At 71.4% G+C, this 22,114-nt stretch carries 20 protein-coding genes; 4 read left to right on the top strand and 16 right to left on the bottom strand.

Annotated elements, in window-relative coordinates; all coding sequences use genetic code 11:
- Positions 1-7: 7 nt before the first annotated feature.
- The 13 genes from ABXJ52_RS27715 to ABXJ52_RS27655 all read right to left on the bottom strand — a co-directional run bounded on the left by ABXJ52_RS27715 (position 8) and on the right by ABXJ52_RS27655 (position 13,096).
- Positions 8-1,291 (bottom strand): FAD-dependent oxidoreductase, encoded by a 1,284-nt coding sequence (locus tag ABXJ52_RS27715; protein ID WP_367045410.1) that lies wholly within the window; start codon positions 1,289-1,291, stop codon positions 8-10.
- Positions 1,288-2,793: an aminotransferase class III-fold pyridoxal phosphate-dependent enzyme gene (locus ABXJ52_RS27710; protein ID WP_367045409.1), complete on the bottom strand. Its 1,506-nt coding sequence runs from the start codon at positions 2,791-2,793 to the stop codon at positions 1,288-1,290. Before ABXJ52_RS27710 ends, ABXJ52_RS27715 begins: the two co-directional genes overlap by 4 nt.
- 28 nt (positions 2,794-2,821) lie before the next feature.
- Positions 2,822-3,700 carry a methyltransferase domain-containing protein gene (locus ABXJ52_RS27705; RefSeq protein ID WP_367045408.1) on the bottom strand — a complete coding sequence of 293 codons (879 nt, stop codon included), beginning with the start codon at positions 3,698-3,700 and terminating at the stop codon, positions 2,822-2,824.
- Between the two features lie 25 nt (positions 3,701-3,725).
- A complete protein-coding gene (locus ABXJ52_RS27700; RefSeq protein ID WP_367045407.1) occupies positions 3,726-4,790 on the bottom strand; it encodes a type III polyketide synthase in 1,065 nt (354 codons plus the stop codon).
- Positions 4,787-5,272 (bottom strand): hypothetical protein, encoded by a 486-nt coding sequence (locus ABXJ52_RS27695; protein WP_367045406.1) that lies wholly within the window; start codon positions 5,270-5,272, stop codon positions 4,787-4,789. The genes ABXJ52_RS27700 and ABXJ52_RS27695 overlap by 4 nt, the downstream gene beginning before the upstream one ends.
- Before the next feature lie 25 nt (positions 5,273-5,297).
- The gene (ubiG, locus tag ABXJ52_RS27690; protein ID WP_367045404.1) at positions 5,298-6,059 is read right to left on the bottom strand and encodes a bifunctional 2-polyprenyl-6-hydroxyphenol methylase/3-demethylubiquinol 3-O-methyltransferase UbiG; all 762 of its coding nucleotides are present in this window, start codon (positions 6,057-6,059) and stop codon (positions 5,298-5,300) included.
- Complete coding sequence (locus ABXJ52_RS27685; protein ID WP_367045402.1) at positions 6,059-7,258, bottom strand: acyl-CoA dehydrogenase family protein; 1,200 nt, start codon at positions 7,256-7,258, stop codon at positions 6,059-6,061. The genes ubiG and ABXJ52_RS27685 overlap by 1 nt, the downstream gene beginning before the upstream one ends.
- Before the next feature lie 5 nt (positions 7,259-7,263).
- Positions 7,264-8,451, bottom strand: a complete 1,188-nt coding sequence (locus ABXJ52_RS27680; RefSeq protein WP_367045400.1) for an acyl-CoA dehydrogenase family protein — start codon at positions 8,449-8,451, stop codon at positions 7,264-7,266.
- Positions 8,451-8,756 carry a hypothetical protein gene (locus tag ABXJ52_RS27675; protein WP_367045399.1) on the bottom strand — a complete coding sequence of 102 codons (306 nt, stop codon included), beginning with the start codon at positions 8,754-8,756 and terminating at the stop codon, positions 8,451-8,453. The genes ABXJ52_RS27680 and ABXJ52_RS27675 overlap by 1 nt, the downstream gene beginning before the upstream one ends.
- Positions 8,757-8,936: 180 nt before the next feature.
- Positions 8,937-9,203, bottom strand: coding sequence for a phosphopantetheine-binding protein (locus ABXJ52_RS27670; RefSeq protein ID WP_367045398.1), 267 nt, complete (start codon positions 9,201-9,203; stop codon positions 8,937-8,939).
- Entirely contained in the window at positions 9,200-10,498 is a 1,299-nt protein-coding gene (locus ABXJ52_RS27665; protein WP_367045397.1) for a type III PLP-dependent enzyme, read from the bottom strand. Before ABXJ52_RS27665 ends, ABXJ52_RS27670 begins: the two co-directional genes overlap by 4 nt.
- Complete coding sequence (locus ABXJ52_RS27660) at positions 10,485-12,011, bottom strand: AMP-binding protein (protein ID WP_367045395.1); 1,527 nt, start codon at positions 12,009-12,011, stop codon at positions 10,485-10,487. The genes ABXJ52_RS27665 and ABXJ52_RS27660 overlap by 14 nt, the downstream gene beginning before the upstream one ends.
- A complete protein-coding gene (locus tag ABXJ52_RS27655) occupies positions 12,008-13,096 on the bottom strand; it encodes a ketoacyl-ACP synthase III family protein (protein WP_367045394.1) in 1,089 nt (362 codons plus the stop codon). Before ABXJ52_RS27655 ends, ABXJ52_RS27660 begins: the two co-directional genes overlap by 4 nt.
- Positions 13,097-13,306: 210 nt before the next feature.
- Between ABXJ52_RS27655 and ABXJ52_RS27650 the strand changes: the two genes are divergently transcribed.
- Together ABXJ52_RS27650 and ABXJ52_RS27645 are read left to right on the top strand one after the other, a co-directional pair.
- Positions 13,307-14,845, top strand: coding sequence for an MFS transporter (locus ABXJ52_RS27650; RefSeq protein ID WP_367045393.1), 1,539 nt, complete (start codon positions 13,307-13,309; stop codon positions 14,843-14,845).
- Positions 14,846-14,945: 100 nt separating this feature from the next.
- The gene (locus tag ABXJ52_RS27645; protein WP_367045391.1) at positions 14,946-15,329 is read left to right on the top strand and encodes a YrdB family protein; all 384 of its coding nucleotides are present in this window, start codon (positions 14,946-14,948) and stop codon (positions 15,327-15,329) included.
- Between the two features lie 79 nt (positions 15,330-15,408).
- Here ABXJ52_RS27645 and ABXJ52_RS27640 read toward each other — a convergent pair whose 3' ends face one another.
- The 3 genes from ABXJ52_RS27640 to ABXJ52_RS27630 form a co-directional block, all read right to left on the bottom strand.
- Positions 15,409-17,187: a fatty acyl-AMP ligase gene (locus tag ABXJ52_RS27640; protein WP_367045390.1), complete on the bottom strand. Its 1,779-nt coding sequence runs from the start codon at positions 17,185-17,187 to the stop codon at positions 15,409-15,411.
- 17 nt (positions 17,188-17,204) lie between these two features.
- A complete protein-coding gene (locus tag ABXJ52_RS27635) occupies positions 17,205-17,996 on the bottom strand; it encodes an alpha/beta fold hydrolase (RefSeq protein ID WP_367045389.1) in 792 nt (263 codons plus the stop codon).
- A 201-nt stretch (positions 17,997-18,197) separates the two neighbouring features.
- Complete coding sequence (locus ABXJ52_RS27630; protein ID WP_367045387.1) at positions 18,198-18,998, bottom strand: AfsR/SARP family transcriptional regulator; 801 nt, start codon at positions 18,996-18,998, stop codon at positions 18,198-18,200.
- Between the two features lie 380 nt (positions 18,999-19,378).
- Between ABXJ52_RS27630 and ABXJ52_RS27625 the strand changes: the two genes are divergently transcribed.
- Positions 19,379-20,617, top strand: a complete 1,239-nt coding sequence (locus ABXJ52_RS27625) for a hypothetical protein (protein WP_367045385.1) — start codon at positions 19,379-19,381, stop codon at positions 20,615-20,617.
- Positions 20,618-20,827: 210 nt separating this feature from the next.
- Positions 20,828-22,054, top strand: coding sequence for a hypothetical protein (locus tag ABXJ52_RS27620; protein ID WP_367045384.1), 1,227 nt, complete (start codon positions 20,828-20,830; stop codon positions 22,052-22,054).
- The last annotated feature ends 60 nt before the right edge of the window (positions 22,055-22,114 follow it).

Raw genomic sequence — 22,114 nt, 5'->3', positions numbered from 1 at the left:
GAAACGGTCACAGGCGGGTGGCCGCCTCTTCGGCCGCCCGGACCGCGCTGAGCACGCTGGCGTCCGCGAGCAGTCCGGTGGGGCCGACCCAGTCGCCGGCCAGGTACACGCCGGGGACACCGGGTACCCGCGCGCCGGGACGGCCCGCGAGTCCGCCGAACCGCGGCTGCGGCACGGCGCTCATCGTGGTCATGCGGGGCAGGAAGCGCTCGTGCACGAGGACGTCGCGCCAGCCGGGCTGACAGCGGTCGAGCAGTCCGTACAGGCGGGCACGGACCTGCGCGGGTGCGAGCCCCGCCCCGTCGTCGTACCGGGCCAGGTGCAGGACGGCTCCGCCGGGCGGCGCGACGCGCGACGCGCGGGAGAAGTCCGAGAGATATACGGGGTCGTCCACGCCGAAGACCAACGCGCGTCCAGGGTCGGGGAGTTGGCTGAGCGCCACGTCCAGACAGGCCGTGTGCAAAGGACGTCCGGACCCGGCGGCGAGTTCCGGGCGCCCGAGAAGTTCCGCGGCGGCCCGGGGCGGCAGCCCGGCGACGACCACCGAGCGGCCGGTCACCGACGAGCCGTCCGCGAGCCGCACGCACGGCTTCCCGCCGCCCTCCACCGCCACTGCCCGCGCCCCGGTGCGCAGTTCGACGCCGAGGTCACGCGCCCGCGCGGCAAGCCCGTCGACCACGCTCCCCCAGCCGCCGTCGAGATAGAGCACACCACGGCGGACTTCGGCGAAGTGCGCGGTGAGGGCGTCCGCGGCGATCATCTCGGGGCGGCCCACATACGTACTGATGCGCAGGACGGCGAACGCGGCCTGCCGCGCCCGCTCCGTCGGCAGCCGTGCCGCGAGCCACTGGGCCGCGTCGCTGCGGGCGAGCCGGGCACGCGTGCGGCACAGGGCCAGGAGCCGGGCCACGGCGACGCGTTCGCGCCGGGAGAGGAGCGCCGTGCGCAGCAGGGGCCCGGCGGCGGCGTATCCGGGATGGAAGGCACCTCCGCGCAGGACCGAGGCGCCCGCGATGTCCGGCTCCCCGCCCTCGACGCGGAGGCCCAGTGCCCTCAACTCCTTGGCCGTGGCGCGGTACAGGGCCCGCGGTCCGAAGTTGAGGGCGTACCCCTGGTGCTCCGTGGTGCGCGCCCGGCCGCCCGGTTCGCTGCCCGCTTCGAGCAGCAGCACACCACGGCCGCCGGCGCCGGACGCGAGCTTGACAGCAGCGACGAGGCCCGCGATGCCGGCCCCGATCACCACGGCGTCGGCGTCGTGCGCCGTGCGGGGGTACTCCCCTGAGCCGCTCACCGCGCCTCGGCCCCCGCTCCCGGGAGGATGAACGGAAAGCCGTGGCTGTGCAGTTCGCGCGCCGAGTCCGTCACGGCCGTGGTGAGCGCCACCAGGTCCTCCTCGCTGTGCGCGCCCCCGGTGAACAGCATCGGCAGGCTCAGCGTGTAGAAGCCGCGCTTGCGCAGCATCAGGGTCAGCAGGAAGAACGCGATGGGGTTCACCGATCCGGCGAACGTGCGGTAGTCGTCGTAGCTCTCGTGCTCCAGGAAGCCGAACGACCCGATGAAGTCGCCGAACCCGACGAGGCGCAGCGGGATGCCGGTCTCCGCGCGGAAGGCCGCGAGCCGTCGCTGGATGCCGTCGACCTTGGCCCGGGTCTCGGTGTAGTACGTGTCCCGCTGCTCGTGGAGCAGGCTCAGGCTCGCGTACGAGGCGCTCAGCGCCAGGTGGTTGCCGACATGCGTGGTCTGGACGCAGGTCTTGCGGCCGATGTCGGTCAGTGGAAGACCGGAGGTCTGTGTGTGGTCCAGGAGCGCGGCCCGTCCCGCGACGGCGGACAGCGGGATGCCGAGGCCGCTGATGACCTTGCCGAAGCAGTAGAGGTCGGCCTCGATGCCGAAGTGCGCGCCCGCGCCGCCGGGACCGTACCGGAATCCGGTGAGCACTTCGTCGAGGATGAACGGGACGCGCAGCCGGCGGCAGGAATCGGAGACGGCGCGGATCAGCGGAACGGTGTGCTCGGCGAACGGGAAGGACGAGGAGACGGCCTCGCCGAGCACGCAGGCCAGCTCGTCCTTGTGCTTCTCGATGAGGGCGAGGGCGACGACCGGGTCGTTGGGCAGGACGAGCAGGTCGCGCGGATCGGCGTTCGGCACACCCGTCAGCGCGGAACGGGGCTCGACCGCCCCGTCGCCCTCGATCCCCGGGAAGGACTGGGCGGGGTGGCCGTGGTACCAGAACGCGGTGTTGTGCATGCCCAGTTCATGCACCCCGTGGAGGGAGCCCTCGAACTTGGCGACCATGCGCCGGCCGGTGTGCGCGCGGGCCAGGCGGATCGCGGCCGCGGTGGCGTCGGTGCCGGAGTTGAGGAAGGCGAACTTCTCGCAGTGCGGCACGAACTCCTTGAGGAGACCGATGAGCCGCTCCTCGACGGGATGGCAGTAGCCGTTGCCGGTGGTGGCTGCCAGCTGTTCGCGGACGAAGTCGACGACCGGCTCCGGGCTGTGCCCGTGCAGGGCCTGGGCACCGAATCCCAGATGGCAGTCGATGTAGGTGTTGCCGTCCACGTCGGTCAGGCGGCTGCCGTGCGCGCCGGTCACCACCAGCGGGAACTGCGGGGCGTGGAAGGGCCAGAAGGCGTGGTTGGTGACGTCGACCTGGCGCAGCCGCTCGGCCGCCGCCATGGACCCCGACTGCCGTTCGGCCAGCTCGGTGAACAGGTCGATCAGCCACGGTTGGGTGAGCAGGTCCGCCACCAGGGACTCGATGAGGGGAGCGCCTGGTTCGGCCGTTGTGGTCATCGTGCTCTCCAGGGTCGTGGGATGCGGGTCACAGGGGGCGTTCGGCGCGCAGGACGCCGTAGCGCATCACGCCACGGTCGTACGCCTGCTTCATCAGGGGCACGGAGTTGAGGAAGCGGAAGATGTCCATTCCCTTGGCCCTGACCAGCTTCCACACCACGGAGGGGTCGCGGACCACGGGCTTGACGATGTCGCTGGAGAGCTTCCAGGTGTCCCACACCCGCTCCGACCAGTCGTCGGTGCGGATAGCGGTGAAGCCGAGGCCGTCGGCGAGGTCGCGGTACTGGTCGAGCGGCAGCACGTGGGAGACCACGAAGTCGCGGTAGATGCGCCCCATCAGCCTGGTCTCGTCGGCGGAGAGGCTGTCGTCGCGGGCGCACCAGGTGGCGACGAGCAGCGTGCCGCCGGGTTTGAGGACCCGCAGGCACTCGGCGAGGAAGGCCCGCTTGTCCGGCATGAGTTCGCAGCTCTCCAGCGCCCATACGACGTCGAAGGTGCCGTCGGCGTAGTCGGTGTGCAGCGCGTCGACGAGCCGGAAGGTGGTGCGGTCGGTGACGCCGCCCTCGGCGGCCTTCGCCTCGGCGCGCGTGATCTGCTCGGCGCTGATCGTGATGCCGTCGACCTGGCAGCCGAGGCGCTGGGCGAGGTGGACGGCGGAGGCGCCGATGCCGCAGCCCGCGTCCAGGACCCGGCTGCCCTCGGGCAGCGGACCGAAGCTCATCAGTTCCTCGACGAGGCGCACCTGGGCGGCGTGCCGGCCGGGGTCGGGCTCGTCCTCGGCCCAGTAGCCGTGGTGGATGTGCTCGCCCCACAGGTCCTCGTACAGCTCGATCAGGCCGTCGTAGTGGTCCTTGATCGCGGCGTGCAGATCGGGCGTCGCCCATCGGGGCTGCAGTGCGCTGGTCATGGCGGGTCCCATCGGATCGGGGGATTCAGAAGCGGACGAGCGCCGACTCCATGGTCAGGCCGGGTCCGAACGCCATGAGTACGGCGTGCTCGCCGGGCTCCGGGCGGCTTTCGCGCAGGATGCGTTCGAGAATGAGCAGGATGGTGGCGGACGAGCAGTTGCCGTTCTCGGCGAGCACGCCGCGCGAGGGTCCGAGCTGACCGGGGGTCAGTGCGAGCTTCTCCCCCACGAAGTCGATGATCTTCGGGCCGCCGGGGTGGACGCCCCAGTGCTGTACGTCGCCGGTGCCGAGGCCGTACGGAGCCAGGAGCCGCTTCACGAACGGTTCGATGTTCTCGGCGAGGTAGAAGGGGACGTACGGCGAGAGCGTCATGCGGAACGCCGAGTCCTCGATGTGCCAGCTCATCGCTTCGAGGGTGTCGGGGTGGGTCTCGGTGTGGGTGCCGAGGAACACCGGCCCCGGCCCGTCGGCGTCGCATTCATCGTCGCCGCCGAGGAGCATCATCGCTCCCGCGTCCCCGAACAGGGCGTTGACCACGGCCTGTTCGGCGGTGAACTCGGGCCGTTGGTGCACCGAGCACACCTCGCCGCAGCCGGCGAGAACCAGCTCTCCGGGGCGCGCGGCGAGCGCGTCGAGGGCGGTCTTGAGCACGTTGAACGCCGCATAGCAGCCCATGTGCCCGATGAAGGTGCGGCGCAGGTCCTGCCGCAGGCCGAACTCCTTGGCCAGGAGGATCTCGGGGGTCGGCCCCGCGTATCCGGTGCAGCTGGCCACGACGAAGCTGCCGATCCGCTCGCGGGCCGTGGGACCGGCCGCGTCGAGCACACCGCCGACGGTCTGCCGGCCCATGGCGAGGAAGTGCTCCTGCCAGGCCTCCATCCGGGCCTTGATGGGCGGGTAGCCGTCGCGGTAGGCGGTGCGCGGGTCCCAGGCCATGTGCCTGCTCGTCACGCCCGAGCCGCGGAAGATCTCCTCGGCCTGCGGGACGCTCTCGAACATCTCCCGGTACCGCTCGTCGAAGGCGCTCCGCTGCGGTACGAGAGTCGGCGGGACCGCGGTGCGCAGCGCGAGCAGCCGGCCCGCGCTCATCCCGTCACCCCGGCGACGGCCGCCCGCTCCGCCCGCTCCTTGATGGCGTCGAGGAAGCCCTCGGTGACCTTGTCGCTCTGCTGCCGCGCGAACGGCTCGACGAGCGGCAGGACCACCGGGGCGATGTCGACGTCTGCCTCGGAGCGGGTGTCGATCTCCAGGTAGGTGGTGCCGGGCGTGGTGCCGGGCTGGGTGCGGAACTCGCCCCAGGAACGGAAGTTGTGATCGCCGACCGGTGCCCAGCTGATCCGTGCCGGGTCGGCGGTGTCGAAACGGGTGCGGTGGTCGGGGGTGTGGCTGACAGCGCCGTTGGAGATGGTCTCCAGGCGGTAGTGGTGGATGCCGTCGCCCTCGTCGGTGAGGGACTCGACGCCGGGCATCAGCAGACCGCAGGTGACGGTGTCGAGCAACAGGGCCCGCACGGCGTCCGGTTCGGCCCGGACCTCGATCCCACGGGTGCTGGCGGAACGTATGGAGACCATGGCGTCCTTCAGGTGTCTGGATGGCTCAGGAGGTCTTGGTGGCGTGGCCGATGTAGCTGGCCGAGAGGTCGCCGGTGAGGGTGAAGTCGCCGAGCCTGCGGTGGCGCAGCAGACCTGGCAGGAGTGCGGGAATCGGGCGTGCGGGGCCCAGGCCGTGCAGTTCACCGAGTCCGAGCCCGTGCCGGGCCAGGAGCACGGCGAGCTCGGCGGGGCGGATGAACATCCGCCAGTTGTGCGTGCCGGGCTGGATGATCCGCAGCAGCTTCTCGGCGACCAGGATGAGCAGCAGATAGCTGCGTACGGTGCGGTTGACAGTGTCGAAGAGGAGCACACCGCCCGGTACGAGGAGCCGGTCGATCTCGGCGAGGGCGGCCGGTACGTCGTGGAAGTGCTCCAGGACGTCGGAGGCGACGACCGCCTCGGCGCAGGCATCAGGAAGGCCGGTGCCGTAGGCGGAACCGACCCGGTAGGCCACCGGGACGCCCGTGGCGGCCGCGTGCCGCCGGGCGGCGTCGATCGTGCCGGGTGACAGATCGATGCCCGTCACCTGGTAGCCACGGGCGGCGAGGTTCTCGGACACCAGGCCGCCGCCGCAGCCGAGGTCGACGACGCGCAGCTCGTCGCGCGGGCTGCCGGGGAAGTGGGAGCGCAGGACGCGGTCGAAGTGGCCGGTGCGGGCGCCGTTCATCTCGTGGAGGGCGCGCAGCGGGCCCTCGGGGTCCCACCAGCCGTCGCCGACCTCTTCGTAGTAGTCGTTGTCGATGCGGTGATCGGTGGGCGCGGTCATCACACCCACCTCGGGGTCTCGACGGGGCTGATGCCGAGCGCGGCCTTGCCGATGTACTCGCGGGCGAGGTCGTTGGTGAACGGCAGCAGGGGTCCGGCCTTCACGTCGCGCCAGATCTGGCCGATCCGGGAGCCTTCCCGGATGCCGGAGCCCCCGATCACCTCGAAGGCGGTCGCGACGACGTGCTCGGCCTCGTTGGTGATGAAGTACTTGGGGACGCAGGTGTCCGCGACGAAGGCGGGCAGATCGTCTCCCGCGTCGACGTGCCGGGTCGCGTACTCCGTGAGCAGGGCGTCCATGGTGGCCAGGGACGAGCGCATGCGGGCGACGGCGAACTGGATGCCGGGCAGCTTCGCCAGATCGGCGACCGCCGTGGTGGAGCGGCCCCGGGTACGTTCCACCGCCAGCTCGTACGCGCGGTGCGCGAGGCCCAGGAAGACCGCGGCAAAGCAGTAGTGGCCCCATTGCTGACGGGCCATCACGAAGAGGGGGGTGAGCCCGTCGGGGAAGACCGAGTCGTCCGCGCTCACCCGCAGCGAGGTGAGGGAGATAGAGTGCGATCCGGTCATGGGGAGCGCGAACCCGCTCCAGGGAGCGGCCACTTCGACGCCCTGCTCAGGCTTCTCCACGAAGAAGGCGGCGAGGTTGAACGGCGGCTCCAGGTGCGCGTCGTCCAGGCCTGCCGTGATGACCAGGTGGGTCGCGGCGTCGAAGCCGGTGGCGAAGTGCTTGAGACCGTCGAGGACGAAGCCGTCACCCTCGCGGCGCGCGACGGTGGAGGGCCGCACCCAGTTGCCGCCCGAGCCCTCGTCGGTGAACGGCCCGACGATGAAGGCCCCGTCACGCACCGCGGCGAACATCCGCGTCCGCACGGCGGCGCTCAGGTCACTGCGCATGGAGCCGGTCAGTACGGCGTGGATGGCGAGGGTGAACGCGGTGGAGCCACAGCCGCCCGCGATGATCCGCAGGAGCAGGGTGTTCTCCTCCAGGGTCGCCTCGAACCCGCCCATGTCCTCGGGTACGTTGACGGCGGTGATCCCCGACTCGATCAGGTCCCGGATGTTGTCGGCGACGAACTCCCCCTTGTCGTAGCTCTGTTCGGAGCGCGCGGAGAACTTCTCGGCCAGCTCCTGTGCGGTGGCGCGTAGTTCCTGCCACTGGGTGTCCCGTGTCACGGGCGTGCTGTCGACGGCGGTCATGCCGCTCATCCCTCCCATCGGGGCTCGGCGAACACGGGCACTCCGAGCGCGTGCTTGCCCGACCACTCGGCGGTGACGTCGGAGTTCGGCGGCACGAGCAGCCCGGCGACGACGTCGCGGTACATCCGCTGCAACGGGTGGCCGGATAGCAGCGCGGAGCCGCCCTGTACCTGCATCGCGAGCGTGACGACCTCGTGGGCGAGGCGGCACACGCTGTTCTTCATGACGCTCATCTCGATGTAGTGGCCCAGCGGATCGGCGGCCACGGCGGCGTCGTGATCGGCGCGCACCGCCTGGTAGAGGTGGGCCTCGGCGGCCGCGTAACGGGTCCGCATCTCCGCGACCCGGAACTGGACTCCCGGCAGATGCGCCACGGTCCGGTCCAGGACGTGCAGGGTCCGGCCGCGCTGCTCGCGTACGACGAGGTCGAGGGCGCCGCGCGCGATCCCGAGGAATACGGAGGCGAAGCTGCACCACGCCCAGTGGACGCCCTGCATGAACATCAGGGGCAGCGCTCCGGGTTCGCCGACCATGCGGTCCGCGGGGACGAAGAAGTCCTCGAGTGCCAGGGAGTGGCTGCCGGTGGCCCGCATACCGGCGGCGTCCCACTCACCGGTGACCCGCACGCCCTGCTCCGGCTTGGGGACCAGGAAGCCCACCGGCTGCGGCAGTCCGCGGTCGTCGGTCAGCGCGGCGGAGAGAAAGAGGAGGTCGGCCGCGGGGAAGCCGGTGAAGAAGCCCTTGCGGCCGTTGAGCAGATAACCGCCGGGCACCGGCTCGGCCTTGGTCGTGGGGTGCCACCAGTTGCCGCCGACTCCGGGCTCGCTGAAGCCGCCCGCGATGACGGCGCCGTCGTCGACGATCGACCGGTAGGCGCGGGTGGCGGCCTCGCCGCCGATGCCCGCGATCATCGCGATGCCGTGGACGTGCATGTTGACCGCGAAGGCGGTGTTGGCACAGGCCGCGGCGAGCGTCTGCTGGGCCCGGCACAGCTCTTCGAGGCTCGCGCCGCCGCCTCCGTGCTCGGGCGGGACGGTCATCGACATATAACCGGAGGCGACCAGGTCGGCGATGTTCTCCCGGGGGAAGGAGCCGTCGCGGTCGTGGCCGGCCGCGCGCTCCGCGAACGTGCCGGCCAGTTCGGTGGCGAGGGCGACCACATCCGTGCGCGCCGGGGCTGTGGTGGTGGTCATCACCGGCTCCCCGCGGTCACGGGCTCCGGCGCGCCGGCCGGGACCATGCTGTCGAGGTAGCGCACCAGGCTGCCGACGGTGTCGCCGTCGGCGCGGGTCGCGGTCGCCAGCCAGCCGGCGATGTGGACCGTCCCGAAGCAGTCCCTGATGCGTTCGAAGGTCTCCGCAAGCTCGACGGAGTCCATGCCGAGATCTCCGGTGAGTGCGGAGCGGTCGGTGACCGTGCGCTCGGCGATCTCGGGGCGTACGGCGATGAGCTGCTGGATGAGCATGGTTCGGATGGCCTGAGCCCGCTGCTCGTGCACGTGTACTCCCCAAAGCCGAAGAATCTGTTGCCTGTTGCCGCCGATCGTTCTCCGGGGCGCTGAAGGCTCGCTTGGGCCGGGGTTATGCCGTCTTATGCGGACAATTGGACGACGTGAGGGGCCGGTGCGAGGCACGTTCGCCCCGCACCGGCCCCTCACCCCTGCCAGGTGGTCCGCCGCTCACCCCACCGCGGTCTGCCGCTCGCGCACGGCGACGACCAGCTCCCACAGCGAGGCGGGGGTGTCGAAGACGCCGGGCGCCAGATCGTCGTCGGGGATGCTGATCCCGTAGGCGCCCTCGAGCTGGATCAGCACCTCCACCATGGCCAGAGAGTCCAGACCGACGGCCTTGAGGCCGACGTCGGGCGTGAGGCTGCCCTGTTCCGCGATCCGCGGCAGCGCCTGGCCGAGAAGTTCCTCGTATGTCGCATCCCACGGGACGCTCATGTCGACTCCTTCGCTTGGTCGGTGTCCTTCGCGTTCCCCGCACCGGGCGCGCCGTCGGTCTCCTGACGGCGCAGGCTCAGCCGTGAGGCCGAGAGCACCCGCTCCCCGCGCACCACGACCTCGACGGGTGCCGGGTGGCCGAGGAATCCGAGCAGGCTGGCCGAGAGGCCGTACGCACCGACGTTCGGGAATTCCAGTACGGCGCCGGGGCGCACCCCGGCCAGTTCCACATTGCGGCCGAGCAGGTCCGCCGGAGTGCACAACGGGCCTGCCAGCGTGGTCCGTCGAGGCTCATCGCCGGGCGCGGTGCGCAGCGGCCGCGCGCTCATGGGCAGCAGCCGTCCGAGGCCCGAGAGGCCGCCCAGGTGGTTGATCCCGGAGTCGAGCACGGCGTACCGGGTGCCCCGGCTGTCCTTGACGTCGGTGACGGTGCACATCAGACGCCCGCTGTCGCCGACCAGATAGCGGCCGGACTCGAAGGCGATCACCGGTGCGCCGTCGCGCCAGCCGGGCAGCGACTCGTCGAGCGCCTCCGTCACGGCGGCGCGCAGCCCCGGATAGGTCGGGCGCTCGCCGGGCACGGCGTACGGCGCGGCGAACCCCCCTCCCAGGTCGACGAGTTCGAGCGGGATGCCGAGCTTGTCCCGCAGCTCGGCCGCCGTCCGTATGCTCTGTACGATCTCGGCGCGCAGCCCCTCCTCGTCCCTGGCGTTCGTGAGCGGGAAGAAGTGCAGCCCCACCACGCGCGTGCCGGGTACGTCGAGCCGCTCGGGCTCGGCGAACAAACCGTCCAGGTCGAACCCGAACTGTGAGGCGCTGCCGGTCATGCGCAGTCCGGCGCCACCGGGCGCGCCGGCCGCGTTGATCCGCAGGACACACTCGGCGCGCGCCCCCTGCTCGTCGGCGGCCGCCCCGATCCTGGCGAGGTCCCCGAACGACTCGACGGAGAAGTGCCGTATGCCGTGGCGCACCGCCTCCGCCAGCTCACCCGGCGTCTTGCCCGGACCGGAGTAGAGGAGTTCACCCGCCGGGCAGCCCGCCTGGAGCGCCGATGCCAGCTCTCCGCGCGAGGTCACCTCGGCGCGTGCGCCGCAGGCGCGCAGCTCGGCGACGAGGGCGGGGTGCGGATTCGCCTTGAGGGAGTAGTAGATCCGCGAGTACTCGGGCAGCGCCGAGCTCAGGTCCTGGTGGGCGCGGCGCACCCGGTCCAGGTCGTATGCGTAGAGCGGGCTGCCGTAGCGCTCCACCAGGTGCTCGGTGAAGTCGTCCGGCATACGGGAATCATCGGCCGTCAAGGGAACCCTCCCGCAGATAGCCTTTGAGCTGCTTGCGATCGGTCTTGCCGTTGTTGGTCAGCGGCAACTCCCGCAGCACATGGACGAGTTCCGGCACCTTGGCCTGCTCTAGGCGCTGGGTGAGCCGCTCGATGACCTGCTCCACCGTCAGCTCGCCCACGACGAACAGCACCATGTCGCGGTCGTCCTCGGGCACGAGAAGTGCCGCCGCGTCCACGCCGTCCACGTCGAGCGCGGCCGCCTCGATCTCGATGGCGCTCATCCGCAGGCCGCGCCGCTTGAACAGATCGTCCCGACGCCCCTGGAAGTACAGATGCCCGTCGGCGTCGAGCCAGCCGTAGTCACCGGTGTGCAGGGTCAGCGTGCCGTCGTCGGCCACGCGGAAGCGCTGCGCGGTCTGTTCCGGAGCGCGCCAGTACCCGGCCATGACATGCGGGCCGCGCGCGGCGATCTCGCCGGTCTCGTGCGGCGGGAGCGGCGTGCCGTCGTCGTCGAGCACGAGGACTTCGGTGCCCGGCAGGGCGGGCCCGACCGAGCCGGGTTTGGCCACGTCGCCGTCCGGTTCGAGGATGGTGATGCGCTTGCACTCCGTGGTGCCGAACATCGGGACGATCCGGGCGCCCGGGAAGCGTTCGCGCAGGGTGGCGATGAGCGGTGCGTTCAGGGCGGCACCGGTATTGGTGAACATCCTGATCTTCGTCGGGCGTTGGTCGCGCGCGGTGAGCTTGACGAGGATCTCGCCGAGCGAGGGGACGAGCGGCACGATGGTGGCGCCGTGCTCGCGGGCGTACCCCAGGAGCCTCGCGTGCTCGTCGGCGTCGGAGAGCAGCAGCTCGGCGCCCGCGAGCGCGGAGAGCAGCGCCTGGTAGAGGCCGTAGTCGAAGGAGAGCGGCACGGCGGTGAGGACCACGTCGCCGCTCTCGTAGCCGAGGCGGGCCGCGATCGCGCGGGCCGCGAAGGCGACCGGGGCGTGCGGGCAGGCCACGGCCTTGGGCGCGGCGGTGGACCCCGACGTGTAGATCAGCAGGGCGAGCCGGTCGGCGGGGACGGGCGGTGCGGGACGCGTGTCCAGGGGCCCGGACGGCGCGAGGTCGACCTCGTCGGCCACCACGACACGGGCGCCCGCCGGCCACGGCCGGCCTTCCGCGCCCTCGCGTTCGGCGGCGGTCGTCACGATGAGCGCGGGCTCGGAGTCCGCGAGGACCGCGGTGAGGTGGAAGCTGCGCATCGCGGGGCTGATGGGCACGAACACGGCGCCGTGGCGCCACGTCCCGTACAGCATCGCGAGGAACGCGCGTGTGCTGCCGGTGCGGGCGAGCACCCGGTCGCCGGGGCGGATGCCCAGCTCGGCGAGGCGCTGCGCGAACCCGCGGGCGGCGGCGTCGAGTTCGGCGTAGGTCCACACGCCCGTGCGGTCACGGACGGCGGGGGCGCGGGGTGTGGCGGCCGCGGCGCGGCCGAGGAAGACCTCCGCCGCGTTCTCCACCCGGGTGCTCACGAACGTGTCCTTCATGACGCCTCCCCGGAGCCGGCAGCGGAAGCGGAAGCGGTACGGGACCCGGTCGCGGGCCTGGCGGCCCATGCGGGCTGTTCGGTGATCTCCAAAACGGCGCAGGTGCAGCTGAATCCGGAGCCGCTGCCGACGATCAGGACCTTGTCCCCGGCCGTCACATGGCCCTCGGCGACCAGATGGTCGAGCCCGGCGAACTGGTCGCCCGCCCCCAAGTGACCCACTGTGCGGGCGAAGTCCCAGCTCGACTTGGCGAGCGGTATACCGAGCACCTGCATCTGCCAGTCCATCCGGCTGCGACCGCCGGCCGGCACCACGACCCGCGCGATGCCGTCCAGGTCCGTGCCGGCTTCGGCGAGCACGGTGGCGACGACCTCCCGCACGACGCGCGTCACCCGCTCCGTGGCGACCCGGAACCCGCCGTTCGTCGTCGCGATGAAGTGCTCGACGCGGCCCGCCAGATCGAGTGGTTCCCCGCTCGGCAGCGGCCGGAAACCGGGCCCCCTGACCACCGCCTCCAGGGAGTTGTCCGCGCCGGACGCGGTGGCGAGGAGTGTGGCGAAGCCGGCCCTGCGCGAGAGCAGCAGCGCACTCGCCCCGTCTCCGTAGACGAACCCTGGCTCGCTGCTCCACCTCTTGATCAGCGGCTCACCGAAGCGGTCCGCCGTCGTGACCATCGCCGCGGCGGTCGGCGGTCCCGACTGCACGTGTCGTGCGGCCACCTCCAGGGCGCCCAGGCCCGCGTTGCACTCCTGCTGGAGACCGAACGCGGGAACGTGCCGTCCGAGGGCCTGGCCGGCGACGTACGAAGCGGCGGGCCACATCTCCACGCCCTGGAACCAGATGCTGGTGTGCACCAGGAGCTCCACGTCCTGTGCGTCGAGACCCGAGCGCTTGAGCGCCGTGGTGGCCGCCTGCACCGCCATGTCGGGCGGGTTGACCCCGTCGTCCGCCACGACGACCGAGAGCAGGTCGTCGGACGCGCACTGCTCGGGGTCGTACCGACCGCTCCGCACGGCGGACTGTGCGGGAACCGGCTCCGGCAGCCAGACTCCCGTGCCCGCCACATGAACGCCTTTCCAGCGCATGTTCCTCCCATCGTCGGTGACACCATCCGCCGGCACGACAACCGCACCTGGGACGCGCCTCGGTGATAGTCGGCGCGGCGGCTTTGGCCCGGCTAAAGGAAGGGCCCCGCTCCGCACGCACAAGCGGGGCTACAGCGGCGGGCCGGACCCTGGCCTCGGCGCCGGCGCGCCCGATGCGCGCCCGCGCCCGACGGCGACGGAGGGATCCCGATGCAGGAGACCGCACCACAGGGCGCACCATGGGCGCCGACACCCCGGGCCGACACCGGGCCCGACCCACGGCGCTGGTGGATCCTGGCCGTCCTCTCCCTCGCACTCTTCGTGATCATCCTCAACAACGGGCTCCTGAACGTCGCGCTCCCCCAGCTGATGCGGGACCTCGGCACCGGAGTCCGCGGAACGCAGTGGATCGTCGACGGCTACGCCCTCGTCTTCGCCGCGAGCCTGCTCACCGCGGGCACGCTCTCCGACCGCTACGGCCGCAAGCGGGCGACGCTGCTCGGGGCGGCCCTCTTCGGTGCCGCCTCCTTGGTGGCGATCACCGCGTCCGGCGCCGGCCAACTCATCGCCGCGCGGGCCGTGATGGGCCTGGCCGCCGCGTTCGTGATGCCCGGCACGCTGTCGATCCTGGTGGACGTGTTCCCCAAGGAGGAGCGGGCCTGGGCCATCGGCGTGTGGGGAAGCACGTCCGCCCTGGGGGTGGCCGCGGGCCCGATCGTCGGTGGCGCGCTGGTCAGCCACTACTGGTGGGGGTCGGTCTTCCTGGTGAACCTGCTGCCGGTCGTGGTGGTGCTGGTCGCCGGCGCGCTGTTGCTGCCCGAATCGTCCGATCCCACACCGCGCCGGTCCGACCCGGTGGGCGCGCTGCTCGGCGCCACCGCGATGGCCTCACTCGTGTACGGGGCGATCCACGCGGCGGGCGACGGCTGGACATCGGCGCCGGTCCTGGCGGCCCTGGCCTGCGCGGCGGGCGCCGCGGCGGTGTTCGTGCGGTGGGAGCGGCGTCATCCGAGCCCGGTGGTGGACTTCGCGCTGCTGCGCAAGCCCGCGTTCCTCGGGGCCGGCGCGGGGAACATGCTGCTCTTCATGGGCCTCGCCGGAACCCTCTTCGTACTGACGCAGCGGCTCCAGTTCGCCATGGGATACGGCCCGTTGAAGGCAGGCCTCGCGGTGGCGCCCCTGGCCCTGGCCGTCGGCGCGGGGTCGGCCCTGTCCCCCGGGCTCGCCCGGCGGGCCGGAGCGCGCGGTGCCGTGAGCGCCGGGCTCCTGGTGTGCTCGGCGGGAGTGCTCGCCCTGGCCGAGCTGCCCGGCGGCTACCTCTCCGTGCTCACCGGCCTCGTCCTGGCCGGGACAGGCGTCGGTCTGGCCCTGGCCCCGGTGACCGACACCGTGATGGGCCTGGTGCCCGCGCGCCGCTCGGGCAACGCCGCCGCCCTCAACGACACGCTCCAGGAACTGGGCAACGCGCTCGGTGTCGCCGTCGTCGGCACCGTCCTGGCCCGCGGCCTCGGCGGCGCCGGGCACGCGTCGGCGCACGATCCCGCGGTGCGCGGCGCGCTCGACGGGGCGTCCGGTTCCGCGTTCCGCGTCGCGGCCTGCGTGGTCGCGGTGGGTGCGGTGCTCGCGGCGTTTCTGCTGCCCGGCCCGCACGGGGACGGCACGGGCGGCATCCGGGCCGCCGAGCCGCCCGAGGACCGGTCCGACGACCGTCCCGACGACCGGGCCGCCCCGGCCCGCGGAGGTGCCTGACCATGACCGTGACCGAACGTGAATTCCGGTGGGAGCTCAACGGGATGCAGGTGCTCCACGACTGGCTGTGGGCACTCAAGAAAACTGCCGAGGAGTCGAATTGACCACCATCGCTCTGGCCTACAACCCGGCCATGCTCCTGTTCCGCTTCCTGTTCGAGGTGTTCGCCCTCGTGTGCTTCGGCCTGTGGGCGTGGCGCAGGACGCCGTCCCCCTGGCGCTGGCTCACCGTCGTCGCGTTGCCCTTCTTCGTCGGCTGGGCCTGGGACACCTTCGCCGTCTCGGGCGACGAGTCACGCTCCGGCGAGACCGGCTACGAGACACCCGGCCCCCTGCGGCTGCTCCTCGAACTCGCCGTGTTCTTCGGGGCGGTCGCGGCCCTCTACCAGCTGGAGATCCGCCGGGTCGCCCGCTGGTTCCTCATCACCCTCGTCGTCTACCACATCCTCGCCTACGACCGGGTCTGGTGGCTCCTGACGAAGTAGTCCGCGACAAGCGGCCCAACAGTAGGCAGAGTTGAAGGGTGGCACCCCCTTGTGGGGTGCCACCCTTCGCCGTCAGGTCTCAGGCCCCCGCGGTACGCGCTCCCCCGGCCAGCTCGGCGAACTCCGCCTCCACCACCGCGTGTACGGGGTCCAGCGCGCCCGCGAGGAACCGCGTGCGCATCAGCGTCCGCTGAATCTTGCCGCTCGTGGTGCGGCCCACCGTCCCGGGCGCCACGAGCAGGACCGTGCCGGCGGCCACGCCGAACTCGTCGCTCACCACGCGGCGTACGCGAGCGAGCAGCTCTTGGTGATCGACGACGGCCCCGCGATCCCTGACCTCCTGCACAAGGACGAGGCGGTCGCGTCCGTCGCGGGCCGACGCGACGGCGAACGCGGCGCCCGTGCCCAGGACGGGGGCGACCGTGCGCACGGTGGCCTCCACGTCGTGCGGATAGATGTTGCGCCCGTTGACCAGCACCATCTCCTTGAGCCTGCCGGTCACGTACAACTCGCCCTCGTGCAGGGCCGCCAGGTCGCCGGTGCGCAGCCAGCCGCCCTCGTCCTCGTGCTCGCCGCGCAGAGCGGCACGGAACGCCTCGGCTGTCGCGTCGGAGTTGTCCCAGTAGCCGCGGGCGACGCTGGGCCCTCGCAGCCAGATCTCTCCGACCTCGCCGTCCGGCAGCGGCCCGCGGGTCACCGGGTCGACGATGCGTACGTCGAAGTCCTCCGCGCTCACCCGTCCCGAGCTGACCAGACACCGCTGCGGGCCGCGGCCCGCCGCTTCGAGGCTGCCGAGCTCCAGGGCCGCCGTGTCGACGGCGCGGGTGACCGGGGCCCTGCCCAACGGCGTACCCGAGACGAGGAGGGTCGTCTCCGCCATGCCGTAGCAGGGGAAGAACGCCTCCGGCCGGAATCCGGCACGGGCGAACCGCGTCGTGAAGGCCTCGATCGTCTCCGCGCGCAGGGGCTCCGCGCCGTTGCACGCCTGCTCCCAGTGGGACAGGTCGAGCCGGTCGAGGTCCGCGTCCTTGACCCGGCGTACGCACATGTCGTACGCGAAGTTGGGACCGCCTCCCATGGTCACACCATGGTCGGAGACCATCTCCAGCCAGCCGACGGGCCGTTGGAGGAAGGTCTCGGGCGCCATCAGGACGGAGCCGGTGCCCAGCCACAGCGGGTGCAGCAGATGTCCGATCAGACCCATGTCGTGGTACATCGGCAGCCAACTACCCATGCGTGTACTGGCGTTCGAGCCGAGCGCGCGCTGGATGGCTGCCTCGTTGGCCATGAGGTTGGCGTGCGAGACCATGACGCCCTTGGGCGCGCTGGTGGACCCGGAGGTGTACTGCAGGAAGGCGAGGTCGTCGGGGCGCACGGCGGGCTCCCGCCAGGCGTCCGGATCGCCCACCGGGTCTGTGTCCGTGGCCAGGCACACCACGTCGGTGAAACCGGTGGCGGCGAGCCAGGCCTCGACCTCGGGCGCGTGTTCGGCGCTGGTGAGCACCGCGGCGACCCGCGCGTCGGCGGCGATCCGTGACAGGCGGCTGAAGTGCCGCCGGTGGCCCGTCGGCAGCGGTGCGGGGACGGCGGTCGCGCCCGCGTAGAGACAGCCGACGAAGGCCGTGACGAACGGCGTGCCGGGGGGCTCCAGGAGCAGGATCTGGCGCTTGGCGAAGCCGCGCTCCTGGATCCAGGACGCGATGCCCTTGGCGCGGCGGTCGAGTTCCCCGTACTGCAGCCGCTCCGGTGTCAGCGGGCCGCCGTCGGCGCCGCCGTGCAGGTAGAGGAGGGCCTCTCGCCCGCTGTTGGCGGCGGCGTTGTCCACCACCCGCCGGGTGAAGGTCTCTTGGTGACTCATCGTTGTCCCTCCCGGTCTCAGGCGCTCAGTGCGCCCGCGAGCGCGGGGACGGCCCGGTGGCGGCGCAGCACGGAGGCGAGTTCGCTCAGGAGGGTGTCCTCGTGCGCGCGGATGAAGAAGTGCCCGCCCGGCATGGTGCGGACCTCACAGCCGCGTCCGGCATGCCGCCGCCAGGTGACGACCTCGGCGACGGAGACGAGCCGGTCTCGCTTGCCGGCGAACAGGTACATCGGGACCTGGATGGGCTCGGTGTCCACACTCGCGGCGTTCCCGGTGCACAGCAGCAGGTCGTCGCGGGCGACGGGAAGGAGAGCCGACAGGAAGTCCGGGTGGTTGAGCAGGACGCTGGGGATGCCGCCCAGGTCCGCGAGGCTCGCCAGGAGTTCCTCGTCGCTGGCGTCCGGCGCGGCGATGTGGGGGGCGGGCAGGTGGGGGGCGCGGTAGGAGCTCAGGACGAGTGCCTCCGGCAGGGCGGCGCCGCGCCGTTGCCGACGGTGCGCCAGGGCGTAGGCGATGAGAGCGCCCATGCTGTGGCCGTAGAAGGCGTGCGGCTCGTCCAGTTCGTCGTCGAGCTGCGCGTCCAGGTCGTCGACCAGCGCGTCGAGGTCGGTGAACCGCGGCTCGCTCGCCCGGCCCTCGCGGCCCGGGAGCTGGACGGGAAGGACCTCGACGCCCGCACCGTGCGCGTCCAGGCCACGCTGCCAGCGGGCGTACGCCGAGGCGCCGCCACCCGCGTACGGGAAGCAGAACACGCGCAGCCTGCCGCGTTCGGGGGCGTCGACTCGGTTCGTGGACAGATAACGGGTCATCGGGCTCCGCCTCGCTCGTCCGGATCGGTGTGCCGGCCGGTGCCCGCCACATACGCGGTACCGACGACCGACCGGACGGGCGGTGTGCGGCCCGGCCCCGTTGTGCGGGCGCGGGTGGCACACCTGCCCGACCGGGAGGGCGCGCGACGCTCACGGTGGAGCGAGCCCCCGGCCGGCACACCACCAGCGTGGCGGCAGCGGCTAAAAGGCGGCAAAATTCAGGGCTTTGGACTCCAGCCCCGGGTCGGAGGCGAGGACGGACCGGTGGAGCCGCTGGAGCCGCGGCGACGGATCGATGCCCAGCTCGCGCGCGTACGCCTCGCGCAGCTTGCGGAACACCTCCAGCGCCTCGGTGGTCCTGCCGGACCGGTAGAGGGCCAGGATCAGCTGGCCGTGCAGATTCTCGTGGAACGGCAACCTGCTGGTGAGAGCGGTGAGTTCACTGACGAGCCCGGCGTGGTGCCCCAGGCGCAGCTCGGCGGTGATGCGGTTCTCCTGCGCGGCGATCCGCAGCTCCTCGAGGCGCAGCGCCTCGGCACGCAGGAAGGGCCCGGTCCGCACATCTGCGAAGGCGACACCGCGCCAGAGGGACAGCGCCTCGCCGAGGAGCACCGAGGCCGCTTCGTCCTCGGCCTCCGCCAGCGCTCGCGCCCCGGCCCTCGCGCGCTCCTCGAACTCGTACACCTCAGCCGTGGCGCCGGGCAGTTCCAGCCGATAGCCGTTGTGCGCGAGACTCAGGATGTCCTTCGCCCCCCAGCCGAGCCCCGGCACGAGCGCCACAGCGATGGACCGGCGCAGCTGCTTCACGTAGGTCTGCACCACTTGGGACGGCCCGCGCGGCGGCGAACCGTCCCACAGTTCCTCGACGATCTCCCCCATGCCGACGGGCCTGCCCAGATTGGCCCCGAGCAGGGCGAGAAGCTGACGCGGCTTGGCGGCGCTCGGCACGATCGATGTCTCACCCACACTGGCCACCAACGGCCCAAGAACTCCGATCAACATATCCCCCGCTCCTTTCACTCGCTGCCCTGACAGTGGCACGGAGCGGTGCGCGACCACAGGTATCCGGCCACGCGGAGGTCATGAAAGGTCGTGGGTGTTCGGTATGAGTAATTCATAGGGGACGTGACCACGACCGTGACCACGACGCCGACCCCGACGCAGACGCCGAATCGACAGGTCTGCGGACCAATGCCAGGTCAGCGAGGTCGTAGCGAAACCGTTGCCGTTCCGTCGGCAGTCCCCCACGGCACCGGCATAGTGTGAGGTGCCGTTCATCCGCGGCACGGTGCGCGGCGCCACGGAAGTACGGTGCTCAGCGCGTCGTGCGGCACGCGGTGTCCGGCATGCGAACGATCTCGAAGCCCAGGGGGAATCTCTCTATGCGATCCATACGCCCGCTCAGTACCGCTCGTCGTGGGAGGAGCGCGCGCGGCCGAACCTCCCCTGTGGCGGCCGCTGTCGCCATCGGCGCTGCGCTCGTTCTGACCGCGACGGCCTGTGGCCCTAGCGAGGACAACGCGGGCGACGACCCGTCCGCCTCCCAGCCCGCCGACGACGGCAACGGCGACAACGGCAAGGTCAAGATTCCACAGGACATCCAGGACCGGCTCAAGGAGCACGGCATCGACCCGGACAAGTGGAGGGACGGGGCGTGGAAGAACTGGGACAAGGACGACTGGCTCCGCGAGGCGGGTGACTACGTCAACCCGATCATCGAGGGTCTGTGGGACTCGGACCGCATGCGGGACGCCGACAAGAACCCCGACCGCGGTGTCGAGGAGAACGACATCTCCGGTGACCAGGGCGTGACCGACCCGACGCCCGAGCCGGTGGAAGCGGCGGCCCTGAAGACGCCGTACGACGCCAGTGTTCCCGAGTCGGGCAAGCTGTTCTTCGACGGTCCCGACGGCTCGATGGTCTGCTCGGCCACCGTCGTGAAGGACCCGGCGCACCCGGGCAAGTCCAACATGGTGTGGACCGCGGGTCACTGCGTGCACGCCGGCGCCGAGGGCGGCTGGTACCGCAACATCGCCTTCGTCCCCTCGTACAACAACAGCGGCAAGTCGGCCGCCGAGTTGCAGAACGCCCCCAAGGAAGAAGTCGCTCCGCACGGCGTCTGGTGGGGCGACTGGGCGCAGACCTCCGACCAGTGGATCGAGCAGGGCGGCCCGACGGGCGGCAAGGGCGCGCCGTACGACTTCGCGGTCATCCACGTGACGCCCGAGAAGGGCAGCGAGGGCAAGTCGCTCGAGGAGCAGGTCGGTTCGGCGCTCCCGGTGGACTTCAACGCCCCGGCCGTGCCGCAGATCGCCGACATGACGGCGACCGGCTACCCGGCGGCTCCGCCGTTCGACGGCCAGAAGGCGTTCCAGTGCGCCGACAAGCCGGGCCGGCTCTCGATCAGCAAGCCCGAACCGACGATGTACCGCATCGGCTGCACGATGACCGGCGGTTCGTCCGGCGGCGGCTGGGTCGCCGAGGGTTCGGAGGGCAAGCCCGCCCTGGTGTCCAACACCTCCATCGGCCCGGTGACGGCAGGCTGGCTGGCCGGTCCGCGACTCGGCAAGGAAGCCAAGGGCATCTACGGCGCGGTGAGCAAGAAGTTCGCCGACAAGTAGCCGCCACGTCGTCGGCCGCTTGATGTACGACGGCGGGGTCGCCGGAAACCTTCACGACCCCGCCGTCATTCGTCCCCAAACACCCAGGCATAGTGGGGTGTTGCATCGGCAGGGCGCTCCCGGAGCCGCCACGCCGACACATGACAAGTACATGGCAATTGCAGCCATCACGTGCAGCAATCACACGTTCAACTCGGGGGTTACAGCACCATGCGTTCCACTCGTGCGCCCTTCGCGCGCAGTCGCGGGCGGCGTCTCGCACTCGCCGCGACGGGACTCGCCGCGACGGTGGCGCTCACCGCCACGGCCTGCGGTCCCAGCGAAGACAAGGCCAGCGACAAGGCCGACTCCGGCACCTCGCAGGGCGCCGACAAGGGTTCCGACTCCGGCACCGACACCGGTTCCGATGCCAAGCTGCCCGGCGACATCGCCGACAAGCTGAAGGACCACGGCATCGACCCGGACAAGTGGAAGGACGGGGCCTGGAAGAACTGGAACAAGGACGACTGGCTCCGCGAGTCCAAGGACTTCGTCAACCCGGTCATCGAAGGGCTCTGGAAGCCCGAGCGGATGAAGGACGCCAAGGACCCGAAGAAGACCATCGCGGCGAAGGACGCCCCCTCCGATCAGGGCGCGACCGACCCGGAGCCGTCGCCGGTCCAGGCCAAGCGCGAGAAGACGCCGTACCACGAGAACGCCGCCCCGGTCGGCAAGATCTTCTTCGATGCCCCCGAAGGCTCGATGGTGTGCTCCGGCACCGTCGTGAAGGACCCCCGCAACCCGGGCAAGTCCAACCTCGTGTGGACCGCGGGCCACTGCGTGCACGCGGGCTCCGCCGGTGGCTGGTACCGCAACATCACCTTCGTGCCTGCCTACAACGACCTCGGCAAGTCCGAGGCCGAGCTGAGCAACGCCGCCCCGCAGGAAGTCGCCCCCTACGGCCAGTACTGGGCCGACTGGGTCTCCACCTCGGCCGAGTGGATCGACCAGGGCGCCGCTTCGGGCGGTGCCGGTGCGCCGTACGACTACGCCGTGATGCACGTGAAGCCGGAACAGGGCTCCAAGTCCCTCGAGGAGACGGTCGGCAACGCCCTCGATGTCGACTTCTCGACTCCGTCGGCGCAGAGCGTGAGCTCGATGGGCGCCTGGGGCTACCCCGCCGCTCCCCCGTACAACGGCCAGATCATGCACAAGTGCATCGACAAGCCGGGCCGTCTCTCGCTGACCACGTCCCAGCCGACGATGTACCGCATCGGCTGCACCATGACCGGCGGTTCGTCGGGTGGCGGCTGGTTCCGGATGGTGGGCGACAAGACCCAGCTGGTCTCGAACACCTCGATCGGCCCGGCCGAGAACACCTGGCTGGCCGGGCCGCAGCTGGGCAGGGGTGCCGAGCAGGTCTACGACATGATGAGCAAGAAGTACGGCTCCAAGTAGCCGGACGGCGGGCGACCGCCGCACCTCGCACATGACGCGGCGAAGGCCCGCCCCCTACGA

Origin of the sequence: Streptomyces sp. Je 1-332 (genome assembly GCF_040730185.1) — a bacterium.
Lineage (GTDB): Bacteria > Actinomycetota > Actinomycetes > Streptomycetales > Streptomycetaceae > Streptomyces.
This window is presented reverse-complemented; position numbering and strand designations above follow the sequence as displayed.

Coding starts and splice junctions, on each gene's coding strand:
- ABXJ52_RS27710 (WP_367045409.1), bottom strand. CDS start 2,793: ATGACCACAACGGCCGAACCAGGCGCTCCCCTCATCGAGTCCCTGGTG.
- ABXJ52_RS27700 (WP_367045407.1), bottom strand. CDS start 4,790: ATGAGCGCGGGCCGGCTGCTCGCGCTGCGCACCGCGGTCCCGCCGACT.
- ABXJ52_RS27650 (WP_367045393.1), top strand. CDS start 13,307: ATGCAGGAGACCGCACCACAGGGCGCACCATGGGCGCCGACACCCCGG.
- ABXJ52_RS27695 (WP_367045406.1), bottom strand. CDS start 5,272: ATGGTCTCCATACGTTCCGCCAGCACCCGTGGGATCGAGGTCCGGGCC.
- ABXJ52_RS27640 (WP_367045390.1), bottom strand. CDS start 17,187: ATGAGTCACCAAGAGACCTTCACCCGGCGGGTGGTGGACAACGCCGCC.
- ABXJ52_RS27685 (WP_367045402.1), bottom strand. CDS start 7,258: ATGACCGCCGTCGACAGCACGCCCGTGACACGGGACACCCAGTGGCAG.
- ABXJ52_RS27630 (WP_367045387.1), bottom strand. CDS start 18,998: ATGTTGATCGGAGTTCTTGGGCCGTTGGTGGCCAGTGTGGGTGAGACA.
- ABXJ52_RS27635 (WP_367045389.1), bottom strand. CDS start 17,996: ATGACCCGTTATCTGTCCACGAACCGAGTCGACGCCCCCGAACGCGGC.
- ABXJ52_RS27660 (WP_367045395.1), bottom strand. CDS start 12,011: ATGAAGGACACGTTCGTGAGCACCCGGGTGGAGAACGCGGCGGAGGTC.
- ABXJ52_RS27680 (WP_367045400.1), bottom strand. CDS start 8,451: ATGACCACCACCACAGCCCCGGCGCGCACGGATGTGGTCGCCCTCGCC.
- ABXJ52_RS27670 (WP_367045398.1), bottom strand. CDS start 9,203: ATGAGCGTCCCGTGGGATGCGACATACGAGGAACTTCTCGGCCAGGCG.
- ubiG (WP_367045404.1), bottom strand. CDS start 6,059: ATGACCGCGCCCACCGATCACCGCATCGACAACGACTACTACGAAGAG.
- ABXJ52_RS27705 (WP_367045408.1), bottom strand. CDS start 3,700: ATGACCAGCGCACTGCAGCCCCGATGGGCGACGCCCGATCTGCACGCC.
- ABXJ52_RS27655 (WP_367045394.1), bottom strand. CDS start 13,096: ATGCGCTGGAAAGGCGTTCATGTGGCGGGCACGGGAGTCTGGCTGCCG.
- ABXJ52_RS27620 (WP_367045384.1), top strand. CDS start 20,828: ATGCGTTCCACTCGTGCGCCCTTCGCGCGCAGTCGCGGGCGGCGTCTC.
- ABXJ52_RS27625 (WP_367045385.1), top strand. CDS start 19,379: ATGCGATCCATACGCCCGCTCAGTACCGCTCGTCGTGGGAGGAGCGCG.